This is a genomic window from Ruegeria sp. AG6, assembly GCF_056541565.1.
The window spans coordinates 16,236-28,540 of record NZ_JBQFYQ010000005.1 but is presented as its reverse complement, the minus strand read 5'-3'; the positions used below and the strand labels follow the sequence as shown (position 1 = coordinate 28,540).

General features: G+C 58.3%; 9 protein-coding genes. 8 read left to right on the top strand and 1 reads right to left on the bottom strand.

What is annotated here, in order from left to right; translation table 11 throughout:
• The first annotated feature begins 107 nt into the window (after positions 1-107).
• Positions 108-1,091, top strand: coding sequence for a complex I NDUFA9 subunit family protein (locus ACR0I0_RS12300; RefSeq protein ID WP_480491623.1), 984 nt, complete (start codon positions 108-110; stop codon positions 1,089-1,091).
• Here ACR0I0_RS12300 and ACR0I0_RS12295 read toward each other — a convergent pair whose 3' ends face one another.
• Positions 1,092-1,895: an undecaprenyl-diphosphate phosphatase gene (locus ACR0I0_RS12295; protein ID WP_171723970.1), complete on the bottom strand. Its 804-nt coding sequence runs from the start codon at positions 1,893-1,895 to the stop codon at positions 1,092-1,094.
• A 230-nt stretch (positions 1,896-2,125) separates the two neighbouring features.
• Between ACR0I0_RS12295 and ACR0I0_RS12290 the strand changes: the two genes are divergently transcribed.
• The 7 genes from ACR0I0_RS12290 (at position 2,126) to queG (ending at position 12,256) form a co-directional block, all read left to right on the top strand.
• Positions 2,126-3,559, top strand: coding sequence for an NAD(P)-dependent oxidoreductase (locus ACR0I0_RS12290; protein WP_171635269.1), 1,434 nt, complete (start codon positions 2,126-2,128; stop codon positions 3,557-3,559).
• A gap of 24 nt (positions 3,560-3,583) precedes the next feature.
• Complete coding sequence (locus ACR0I0_RS12285; RefSeq protein WP_480491620.1) at positions 3,584-4,021, top strand: GFA family protein; 438 nt, start codon at positions 3,584-3,586, stop codon at positions 4,019-4,021.
• Positions 4,018-8,550 carry a glutamate synthase large subunit gene (gltB, locus tag ACR0I0_RS12280; RefSeq protein WP_171635267.1) on the top strand — a complete coding sequence of 1,511 codons (4,533 nt, stop codon included), beginning with the start codon at positions 4,018-4,020 and terminating at the stop codon, positions 8,548-8,550. Before ACR0I0_RS12285 ends, gltB begins: the two co-directional genes overlap by 4 nt.
• Positions 8,551-8,730: 180 nt before the next feature.
• On the top strand, positions 8,731-9,645 hold the full coding sequence (locus ACR0I0_RS12275) for a Hint domain-containing protein (RefSeq protein WP_171723967.1): 915 nt from the start codon (positions 8,731-8,733) through the stop codon (positions 9,643-9,645).
• 39 nt (positions 9,646-9,684) lie between these two features.
• The gene (gene mtgA / locus ACR0I0_RS12270; RefSeq protein ID WP_480486240.1) at positions 9,685-10,419 is read left to right on the top strand and encodes a monofunctional biosynthetic peptidoglycan transglycosylase; all 735 of its coding nucleotides are present in this window, start codon (positions 9,685-9,687) and stop codon (positions 10,417-10,419) included.
• Between the two features lie 58 nt (positions 10,420-10,477).
• Entirely contained in the window at positions 10,478-11,143 is a 666-nt protein-coding gene (gene fzlA, locus ACR0I0_RS12265) for an FtsZ-binding protein FzlA (protein WP_171635778.1), read from the top strand.
• Positions 11,144-11,218: 75 nt separating this feature from the next.
• A complete protein-coding gene (queG, locus tag ACR0I0_RS12260; protein WP_171635259.1) occupies positions 11,219-12,256 on the top strand; it encodes a tRNA epoxyqueuosine(34) reductase QueG in 1,038 nt (345 codons plus the stop codon).
• The last annotated feature ends 49 nt before the right edge of the window (positions 12,257-12,305 follow it).

Sequence of the window (12,305 nt, the reverse complement as noted above, 5' to 3'; positions counted from 1 at the left end):
GTGTTTTTCGCGCATGGTTTTCAACGCCGTCGCGGCGAATTAGCGCCTTGTTTGACTGGCCTGCGGGCGCTAGTTCTAGGGCGCAATTTCTCAGCAGGAGCCCTCTCATGTCGAAACTGGTGACGATTTTTGGCGGATCGGGATTTGTCGGTCGCTACATCGCGCGGCGCATGGCGAAAGAGGGGTGGCGTGTCCGGGTGGCTGTACGTCGTCCGAACGAGGCCATGTTCGTCAAACCCTATGGTGCCGTGGGTCAGGTCGAACCGGTGCTGTGCAATATTCGGGATGACGCCTCGGTGGCGCTGGCGATGCAGAGCGCCGATGCGGTTGTGAACTGCGTGGGTGTGCTGAACGAACTTGGCAAGAACGGGTTTGATACCGTGCAGGCCGAAGGAGCTGAACGCATCGCGCGTTTAGCGGCCGAGCAGGGCATCAAGCGGATGGTTCATATCTCGGCCATCGGTGCGGATGCGAATTCAGCCAGCGCGTATTCCCGGACCAAAGCACATGGTGAAGCGAGCGTGTTGAAACATATGCCAGACGCCGTGATCCTGCGTCCTTCGGTGATCATTGGCACCGAAGACCAGTTCTTCAACCGTTTCGCCGGAATGACCCGCATGGGACCGTTCCTGCCTCTGGTCGGGGCCGACACAAAATTCCAGCCGGTTTACGTAGACGATGTGGCGCAAGCTGCCGTCAAAGGCGTTCTGGGGCAGGCAGAGCCGGGTATTTACGAGCTTGGTGGCCCCGAGGTTAAGACCTTTCGTGCCTTGATGCAGCAGATGCTTGAAGTGATTCACCGTCGCCGCGTCATCATCGGCCTGCCGTTCTTTGCCGCGCGGATTATGGCGGGTGTGCTGGATATCGTTAAATTTGTCAGCTTCCAGCTGTTCCCCAACAACATTCTGACGCGCGATCAGCTTAAGAACCTGCGTCACGACAATGTTGTCGCCGAGGGCGCAAAGTCTTTTGCAGACCTTGGGATCGTGCCGACCACGCTGGAATCGGTGTTGCCGGAATACCTGTGGAAATTCCGCCCCTCGGGTCAGTATGACGACATTCAGAACTCGGCCAAAAACCTGCGTATCTGATCAGCTGTAGGCCATGATCAAAAGTATCACGCCAAGAATGACGCGGTAGATGACGTAGGGTGTGAAACTGACGCTGCGCAGAAGCCGCATCATCAGGCTGAGCGCCAGCAGGGCCGAAAGAAAGGCAAACAGCGCTGCAACGGCCCCATCCCGGGCCAGTTGCATATCGGCGTCGCGCACCACATCCAGTGCCAGCAGTGTGCCCGACGCCAGGATTGTCGGGATCGACATCAACATCGCGATCCGCGCGCCGTCTTCACGGGTATATCCCAATTGCCGCGCGCCGGTTATGGTTATCCCGGAACGGGACGTGCCTGGGATCAGGGCAAGAACCTGCCACAGACCCATGATGAGCGCGTCGCGTATTCCCCAGTTTTCGGCCCCTTTGGTTTCAGGAGCCCTCTGATCCACCCAATACAGCAGCAGACCGAAACCCAGCATTGTCCATCCGATGACCGTGATCGAGCGCATGGCCTGGCTCAACCCGGTGGCATGCAGAATGAGGCCCGCGATCACGGTAGGAACAGTTGCAACGATCAGGCCCAGAGCAAGCCGGGCCTGCGGTGTGTCGCCCCGCCCGGTCAACGCGCGCGGCAACCCGGCAAGGGCCTGTTTTACATCCGACCAGAAATACAGCACCACGGCGCCCAGGGTTCCCACATGCACCGCGACATCAATGGCTTGTCCCTGATCTTGCAAGCCCGACAGGTTGGGCAGCAGGATCAGGTGACCAGATGAGGATATGGGCAAAAACTCAGTGATTCCCTGAATGATTGCTACGAGAATCAGGTGAAACAAACTCATCTGCCCTGCCGTGCTGCTGCCACGTGTTCTTTGTGGATTATGGGTATAAGGGCGATGAAAAAAAGGAAAGCGCGCATATAGGTCCGAATCGGATCTAAAACTTCCAATTATTTTCCACTTTTCTTGAAGGCACGCTGCATTTTTTCAATTTAGGTCAGTATAATTGACTTTTCATCCAAAAGCGCATCCCGTAAAGAAGCGGAACCTAGCCAATTCATGGAGTCTGACCCGTGGCCAAGCAACCGATGCTGAAATTTGTGCAGATCGACCGCGTCATGCCGGAAAAGCGTGCTGCCAATGACCGCAAGGACGACTTTGACGAGATCTATTCCGAGTTCGCCGCTGAAAAAGCAGCCGAGCAGGCGAGTCGGTGCAGCCAATGCGGTGTTCCTTACTGCCAGTCGCATTGCCCGTTGCACAACAATATTCCCGACTGGTTGCGCCTGACTGCGACCGGACGCCTGGAAGAAGCCTATCAGGTAAGTCAGGCCACCAATACTTTCCCTGAGATCTGCGGGCGCATCTGTCCGCAGGACCGCCTGTGCGAGGGCAACTGCGTGATCGAACAGTCGGGCCATGGAACGGTCACGATTGGTTCGATCGAGAAATACATAACGGATACCGCATGGGAAAAAGGCTGGGTCCAGCCGGTTGCTCCATCGGCCGAACGCGCTGAAAGCGTAGGTATCATTGGTGCAGGCCCTGGTGGATTGGCCGCTGCGGACATGCTGCGCCAGGCTGGTATCCAGGTCACGGTATACGACCGCTATGACCGGGCCGGTGGCCTGCTGATGTATGGCATTCCGGGGTTCAAACTGGAAAAAGACGTTGTTCAGCGCCGCAATGACCTGTTGGCTGATGGTGGGGTCGAGTTTGTTCTGAATTGCGACGTGGATGCGGCCAAGTTCGAAGAAATCCGGGCCAAGCATGATGCCGTTATCATTGCGACCGGTGTCTACAAGTCGCGCGACCTGGCAATGCCGGGCAGCGGTCTGGCCGGGATCGAAAAGGCGATCGACTTCCTGACAGCCTCGAACCGGAAAAGCTTTGGCGACGAGGTCGAAGAATTCGACAACGGTCGCTTGAACGCCGACGGCAAAAAAGTCGTCGTGATTGGCGGCGGTGACACTGCGATGGATTGCGTGCGCACTTCGATCCGTCAGGGCGCGACTTCTGTCAAATGTCTGTATCGCCGGGACCGGGCCAACATGCCGGGGTCACAGCGTGAAACGCAGAATGCCGAAGAAGAAGGCGTGATCTTCGAATGGCTCAGCGCACCCAAAGGGTTCACGGGTGAAGACACGGTCAAAGGTGTTATCGTTCAGAAGATGCGCTTGGGACAGCCAGACGCATCCGGTCGTCAGGCCCCCGAAGTAATTGAAGGCGCGGACTATGTCGAAGACGCCGATCTTGTGATCAAGGCGCTTGGATTCGAACCTGAAGACCTGCCGACGCTGTTCGGACAACCTGATCTGCCAGTCACCCGCTGGGGTACGATCAAGGCGGCGTTCCAAACCGGCGAGACCGAAATGGACGGAGTCTATGCAATCGGTGACATCGTGCGCGGTGCCTCGCTGGTGGTCTGGGCGATCCGGGACGGTCGTGACTGCGCTGATGCGATCATCGAACGCTTCAATGCTAAATCTGCCGTTGCGGCCGAATAATCCCGGCGATCAGGAGGCTTCGAAATGCCTGAATTGCAAGGCCAATGCATTTGTGGCGCAGTTACGGTGACGGCAACTCCGGCGCGGGATGCGCTGGGGGCCTGCCATTGCGACCAGTGCCGGCGCTGGACCAGTTCCATGCTGGTGACGTTTCAGGCCGAAGAAGGCTATGCCGCGCTTGGACCGGTCAAAACTTTCACTTCCTCTGACTGGGCCGAGCGCGCCTTTTGCGCCGATTGCGGCTCGGCGCTTTGGTATCGGATCACGCTCCCGGGCGAGATGCACGGCCAGACGCAAATGGCGGCAGGTCTGTTTGACAACGCCGCAGGCAACCCGCTGAAACTTGAACTTTACATCGACAAAAAGCCCCAGGGCTACGCGTTCGCAGGCGAACGCCGGCAGATGACCAAAGCCGAGGTCGAAGCCATGTACGCCCCCTCTGACGAAGGAGACAGCCAATGACCAAATATGATGCCGATTGGGTGCGGGCCGAAGAAGCCAAGCGCAAATGGATGGCTGAAAATGGTCTCTATTCCGAGGAAGAAGAGCATTCTTCCTGCGGTGTGGGTCTTGTTGTGTCCGTGGATGGGAAAGCGTCGCGCAAGGTCGTTGATGCCGGTATCGACGCGCTCAAGGCGATCTGGCACCGCGGCGCGGTTGATGCTGACGGCAAGACCGGTGATGGCGCGGGCATTCACGTGCAGATTCCGGTCTCGTTTTTCTACGATCAGATCCGGCGCACGGGCCACGAGCCCAAATTGGACGAACTGATCGCTGTTGGTCAGGTTTTCCTGCCGCGCACCGACTTTGGCGCACAGGAACAGTGCCGGACCATCGTGGAAAGCGAAGTTCTGCGCATGGGCTATTACATCTATGGCTGGCGTCACGTGCCGGTCGATGTCACCTGTCTGGGTGAAAAAGCCAACGCCACCCGGCCCGAGATCGAGCAGATCCTGATCTCGAATTCCAAAGGTGTGGACGAAGAGACCTTCGAGCGCGAGCTCTATGTCATTCGTCGCCGTATTGAAAAGGCCGCCTCGGCTGCGGGTATTTCCGGGCTGTACCTGGCGTCGCTGTCGTGCCGTTCAATCATCTACAAGGGCATGATGCTGGCCGAGCAGGTTGCCGTCTTCTATCCTGACCTGATGGACGAACGGTTTGAATCCGCCTTCGCAATCTACCACCAGCGCTATTCTACCAACACTTTCCCGCAATGGTGGCTGGCGCAGCCTTTCCGCATGTTGGCCCATAACGGCGAGATCAACACGCTGAAAGGCAACATCAACTGGATGAAAAGCCACGAGATCCGCATGGCGTCCTCGACGTTTGGGGATTATGCCGAGGATATCAAGCCGATCATCGCCGGAGGATCGTCGGATTCGGCCGCATTGGACTCGGTTTTCGAAGTTCTGGTGCGCGCGGGCCGCTCGGCGCCCATGGCGAAAACCATGCTGGTTCCGGAAAGCTGGTCGAAACAGGCGGTGGAACTGCCGCAGGCCTGGCGCGACATGTATTCCTACTGCAACTCGGTGATGGAGCCGTGGGACGGCCCCGCCGCGCTGGCCATGACGGATGGCCGCTGGGTCTGTGCTGGACTGGACCGCAACGGCCTGCGTCCGATGCGTTACGTCGTGACTGGCGATGGTCTTGTCATTGCGGGATCCGAGGCCGGTATGGTGCCGATTGATGAGTCCACAGTGACCGAAAAAGGCGCGCTGGGCCCCGGTCAGATGCTGGCTGTCGACATGAAAAAGGGCAAGCTGTATCGCGACACCCAGATCAAGAACAAGCTGGCGAGCGCATTGCCGTTTGGCGAGTGGGTCGGCAAGATCAACGATCTGGACGAGGCGCTGGCAGGTGTGACCGAAAAGCCGATATTCTCGGGCGAAGATCTGCGCAAACGCCAGATCGCGGCAGGCTATTCGGTCGAAGAGCTGGAGCAGATTCTTGCGCCCATGGCCGAAGACGGCAAAGAGGCGCTGGCGTCCATGGGTGACGATACGCCCTCGGCGGTTCTGTCCAAGCAATACCGCCCGCTCAGCCATTTCTTCCGGCAGAACTTCAGTCAGGTCACAAACCCGCCGATCGACAGTTTGCGCGAATACCGCGTCATGTCCTTGAAAACCCGGTTCGGAAACCTGAAGAACGTGCTGGATGAGGACAGCAGCCAGACCGAGATCATCGTTCTGGAAAGCCCCTTTGTCGGAAACGCACAATGGAATGAACTGGTTGGGCACCTCAACGCTCCGCTGGCCGAGATCGATTGCAGCTTTGAGCCCGGTCAAGGTGCGCTGAGCGCTGCTTTGGCACGTGTCAGAGCCGAAGCTGAAGAGGCGGTACGGTCTGGCGCCGGGCATCTGGTGCTGACCGACATGAACTCGGGTGAAGATCGGGTGGCAATGCCGATGATCCTTGCCACCAGCGCAGTGCACTCACACCTGACCCGTCAGGGCCTGCGGACGTTCTGTTCCTTGAACGTACGCTCGGCTGAATGTGTCGATCCGCATTACTTTGCGGTTCTGATCGGCTGTGGCGCGACCGTTGTGAACGCCTATCTGGCCGAAGACTCGCTGGCCGATCGTATCGATCGTGGGCTGCTGGACGGTACCCTGACCGAAAATGTCGCGCGCTATCGCGAAGCCATCGACCAGGGCCTGTTGAAGATCATGGCCAAGATGGGGATCTCGGTGATCTCGTCCTATCGCGGCGGTCTGAATTTCGAGGCTGTTGGCCTGAGCCGCGCGATGGTGGCCGAGTATTTCCCGGGTATGACCAGCCGTATTTCCGGCATCGGCGTCAAGGGTATCCAGGCAAAGGCCGAAGAAATCCACGCCAAGGGCTGGAACAGTGGTCTGGACGTGTTGCCGATCGGTGGTTTCTACAAGGCACGGAAATCGGGTGAAACCCACGCGTGGGAAGCGACCTCGATGCATATGATGCAGATGGCGTGCAACAAGGCGTCCTATGAGCTGTGGAAACAGTATTCTGCCAAGATGCAATCGAACCCGCCGATCCATCTGCGCGACCTGATGGATTTCAAACCATTGGGTAAACCGGTGCCGATCGAAGAGGTTGAATCGATCACCTCGATCCGCAAGCGCTTTGTCACGCCGGGCATGTCGCTGGGCGCGCTGTCGCCTGAGGCGCACAAGACGCTGAACGTGGCGATGAACCGGATCGGTGCGAAATCCGACAGTGGTGAAGGGGGTGAAGACCCGGCGCATTTCGTGCCGGAGCCGAATGGTGACAACCCCTCGGCCAAAATCAAGCAGGTGGCCTCGGGCCGGTTTGGTGTGACCGCCGAATATCTGAACCAGTGCGAAGAGCTGGAAATCAAGGTTGCCCAAGGGGCGAAACCGGGCGAGGGCGGTCAGCTGCCGGGCATGAAGGTCACTGACCTGATCGCGCGTCTGCGGCACTCGACCAAGGGCGTTACGCTGATCTCGCCGCCGCCGCATCATGACATCTACTCGATCGAGGATCTGGCTCAGCTGATCTATGACCTGAAACAGATCAACCCGCGCTGCAAGGTGACGGTGAAACTGGTGGCGTCTTCCGGCGTTGGCACGATCGCTGCCGGTGTGGCCAAGGCGAAGGCCGATATCATCCTGATCTCGGGGCACAATGGCGGTACGGGTGCCTCACCCGCGACCAGCATCAAATATGCCGGTCTGCCATGGGAGATGGGCCTGACCGAGGCGCATCAGGTTCTGGCGATGAACAACCTGCGCGACCGGGTGACTCTGCGCACTGATGGCGGCCTGCGTACCGGGCGCGACATCGTCATGGCGGCGATGATGGGGGCCGAGGAATACGGCATCGGCACCGCCGCCCTGATCGCGATGGGCTGTATCATGGTGCGTCAGTGCCAGTCGAACACCTGCCCGGTTGGTGTCTGTACGCAGGACGAATCCCTGCGCGCCAAGTTCACCGGCAACGCCGACAAGGTGGTGAACCTGATCACCTTCTACGCGCAGGAAGTGCGCGAGCTGCTGGCCAGCCTTGGCGCGCGTTCCGTGGATGAAATCATCGGTCGGGCCGATCTGCTGGCGCAGGTTAGCCGGGGTTCGGCGCATTTGGACGATCTGGATCTCAACCCGCTGCTGATCACCGTCGATGGTGCGCATAACATCGTGTACAATCGCGACAAGGATCGGAACGCCGTGCCCGACACGCTGGATGCCGAGATCGTGCGCGATGCGGCGCGGTTCCTGAAGGATGGCGAGAAGATGCAGTTGTCATATGCCATCCAGAACACGCACCGCACCGTCGGAACCCGCATTTCCAGCCACATTGTGCAGAATTTTGGCATGCGGAACACGTTCCAGGATGACCACCTGCACGTGAAACTTCAGGGTTCGGCCGGTCAGTCCTTGGGGGCTTTCGCGGCTCCGGGTCTGAAGCTGGAAGTGTCGGGGGATGCCAATGACTATGTTGGCAAGGGCCTGTCTGGCGGCACGATCGTTGTGCGCCCGCCGCAGGTCAGCCCGCTGAAGGCGGACGACAACACGATCATCGGCAACACGGTTCTCTACGGTGCAACTGACGGCCATCTGTTCGCGGCTGGCCGCGCGGGTGAACGATTTGCCGTGCGCAACTCGGGTGCCAAAGTTGTGGTTGAAGGATGTGGCTCGAACGGGTGTGAGTACATGACCGGCGGCGTGGCCGTGATACTTGGTGACATCGGGGCCAATTTCGGTGCCGGGATGACCGGTGGCATGGCATATCTGTATGATCCCGAAGGCAAGGCCGAAGCGTTGATGAACAAGGAAACGCTTGTGACCTGCCCGGTCACCGTGGACCATTGGGTGGATCAATTGAAAGCCCTGATCACGCGTCACGCCGAGGAGACCTACAGCCGCAAGGCCGCGGATATTCTCCAGCATTGGGACGTGGAAAAGGGCAACTTCCTACAGGTTTGTCCCAAAGAAATGCTCAACAAACTCAGCCACCCGCTGAGCGAAGAAGTCACGGCAGTTCCGGCCGAGTAAGCCTAAATTCCATCAAAATACTGGACCCGCGTGCCATCTACAGCACGCGGGGCCCTGATTATTGTGAGGTTTCAGTGGAATTCTTGCCTGCTCTCCTGAATTTCGCCATGCTTTTTTCACCTTGTAGTGTTAGCCATGGCCTGTTTCGGTTTCTAATGGTGACAGAGTAGGGGCAACAGGATGCCAACGACATATCGCGATCAGTTCTTCACCTTTGATCCTGCAAGCCCGCCACCAGCGGGGACGGCCGTCGCGGTCAGCAATTTCACCCTGACTGATGCGAATGATGACAATCTTATTGACGCACCCAGTGGTGACACGGTCAACGGGCAAGACGTTACAAATTCCTGGCCAGGCGATACTGTAACGATCAACGTGTCAGGCGTTGGGAACGTGACCTATACAGGAACCACTTTCTACCTGGCCGATGGGTCTCGGGCTTTCACCCCCACAGACGGCCAGGTGCTGCAGCCCGGAACGCTGGTGTCGACCACTTTTGTTAACACGTCAGGCCCGCTGAATGTCGGTAACCTTGGGCCGCCGTGCTTTACGGCCGGGACCATGATCGCCACACCGGAAGGTGAGCGCGCGGTTGAGGATTTGAAGGTTGGTGATCTGGTCATCACGGTGGATCACGGACCACAACCCTTGATCTGGGTTGGGTGTACAACCGTCGCAGCCGAAGGCAAACTGGCTCCAATCCGTTTCGATGCCGGGGTGTTCGGTCTGGATCGCCCCTTGCTGGTTTCACCGCAGCACCGGATGCTGATCGAAGACTGGCAGGCGTCCTATCTGTTCGGCCATACCGAAGCGCTGGTTCCGGCGCATACTTTGGTCAACGATGACACCGTGACACGGGTCGAGGGCGGTGAGGTTGAATATTTCCATCTGTTGTTCAAACAGCATGAGATCGTTTTCGCCAACGGAGCGAAAAGCGAAAGCTATTATCCCGGGCACGCGTTGTCGGCTTCGGATCGCGAAACACAAAGCGAAGTGCTGCACTTGTTTCCCGAGTTGACCGGGCTTGATCCGATGTCGCTGAAAACCGCGCGCCCGATCGTTCATCCGCGCGAGGCGCGCGCTTTCGCGATTTAGGCCGTTTCAAACCGGAACCTTGCGTCGTATAGCTGAGACATGGCGAAGAAAGCAGCCCGCAAATCCGGCGGAAAAAAACGCAAGGCATCCAGAAAGAAGGAACCAGTGGCGCGGCAGATTCGCCGCTGGGCAACGCGAGCGGTCATGGCGGTTCTGGGCCTCGTGGTTGCTCTGGTCCTGATTTATTCGGTGGTGAACCCTCCTGTCACCCACACCATCTGGACGGAATGGCGCCGGCTGGGAAAGGTTGAACGCGAATGGGTTCCGATCGAAGACATGGCACCGATCATGGCAAGATCAGTTGTTGCAGCCGAGGACGCAAATTTCTGCCTGCATTGGGGCTTTGACGTCGAAGCCATCCGCGATGCGCTTGAGGATGGCGGCAATCGTGGTGCATCGACCATCACGCAACAGGTGGTGAAGAATGTGTTCCTCTGGCAGGGTCGCAGCTGGGTGCGCAAGGCTTTGGAAACCTCGATCACGCCGGTGGTTGAAATATTCTGGAGCAAACAGCGTATTCTTGAGGTGTATCTGAATGTCGCCGAAACCGGAAATGGCGTATTCGGGGTCGAAGCTGCGGCGCAACGCTATTTCAACACCAGCGCGGCAAAGCTGACTTCGGTTCAAGCGGCGCGGATTGCGGCAATCCTGCCGTCCCCGCGCAACCGATCGGTCACGGATCCGACTGCGCGCACCCGCAGACGGGCGGCTTCGATCCTCGATGGGGCGGCCACCATCCGCGCAGATGGTCGCGCAGATTGTTTCGAGGATTGAAACCCGCTATCTGCCAAGGCTAAATCTGTCGGGTATTCACTGGTTCGAATGGAAGTTCATGGCGCGTCTGTTTCACGTTCCCCTCTCTCCGTATTGTCGTAAGGTCCGTCTGTCGCTGGCGGAGAAGAAGATCGAGGTTGAGCTGGTAGAAGAGCGATACTGGGAACAAGATCCTGATTTTCTGCGGCGCAACCCGGCGGGAAAAGTGCCCGTATTGCGTCTGGACGGGCAGATCATGTCGGAAAGCGCGGCTATCTGCGAATACATCGAAGAAACCCGCCCAGAGCCACCTTTGATGCCGAAAACCCCCGAAGCCAGATTCGAAGTAAGACGCCTTGTCGGGTGGTTCGACGACAAATTTCACCACGAGGTGACATCGAAGCTGTTGTATGAGCGAGTGAACAAAAAGGTGACAGGACAGGGGTATCCGGACAGCAAGAATGTCAAACAGGGTGCCAAGGCGATCAAATACCATCTGGATTACATGGCGTGGCTGCTGGATCACCGCCGTTGGTTGGCGGGGGATCAGATGACATTGGCGGATTTTGCGGCCGCGGCACATCTGTCTTCGCTGGATTACATCTCGGACGTGGACTGGAACCGCAGCCAGGTGGTCAAGGACTGGTATGCCAAGATCAAGTCTCGACCGGCATTTCGGTCAATACTGGCGGATCAGGTGCCAGGGTTCCGACCGCCGCCCCATTACGCTGATCTGGATTTCTGATAGGGTGCGCAAGGGGGGCTGTCTGCCCCCCATCGCGCCATGGGCGCGATTCCCCCCGAGGATATTTTTGGCCAGATGAAGAGCGGATCGGATCTTAAGGAAAAGCTGGTGCAACAAGCCCAGGCAGAGGGGTTTGTTGCCTGTCGCGTGTGCCGCCCTTGGGATGTTCCACAGGTGCCGAAACGCTTGCGGGCCTATCTGGACGCCGGGTACCACGGGCAAATGGGATGGATGGCCGAGCGCACGCATTGGCGTGGCGATCCTGCCGCCCTTTGGCCCGCGGCGCAATCGGTGGTCATGTTGGCCGAAAGCTATACGCCGGAACATGACCCGACGGAGATCTTGAATCACCCGGATCGTGGTGCAATTTCCGTCTATGCGCAGAACAAGGACTATCATGATCTTGTCAAGAAGCGGCTGAAGCGGTTGGCGCGATGGCTGATTGCCGAAGCCGGAGGCGAGGTGAAAGTATTTGTCGATACCGCGCCAGTTCCCGAGAAGGCGCTGGGATATGCCGCCGGATTGGGGTGGCAGGGCAAGCACACCAATCTTGTAAGCCGCGAATGGGGAAATTGGGCCTTTATAGGGTCTGTTTTCACTACTCTGGACCTGCCGACAGACAATTCAGAGATCGATCATTGCGGGTCGTGCCGCGCCTGTCTGGACAGCTGCCCGACCGATGCGTTTCCGGCCCCGTATCAACTGGATGCACGACGGTGCATTTCATATCTGACCATTGAACATAAGGGCCCGGTGGACCATGAGCTGCGCGGTAAGTTGGGCAATCGGATCTATGGCTGCGACGATTGTCTGGCGGCCTGTCCATGGAACAAGTTTGCCGTCGCAGCGAGCGATATGCGCTATGCCGCCCGTGACGATCTGAAAGCGCCCGGCTTGGAAGAACTGGCGGCGCTGGACGATGCCGCTTTTCGCGCAAAGTTCTCGGGCTCGCCGATCAAACGTATCGGCCGGGACCGGTTCGTGCGCAATGTTCTGTATGCCATTGGAAACTCGGGACAGCCAAAACTGAAAACAGTGGCTCAGCGTCTGTTGGAGGACCCGGATGAGACCGTGGCAGAGGCGGCGCGCTGGGCGGTGGAACAACTGTCATAATTGCCGCAAACAGGCTGGACGTGTCGTGCATAACCGCTAAACCCATCCA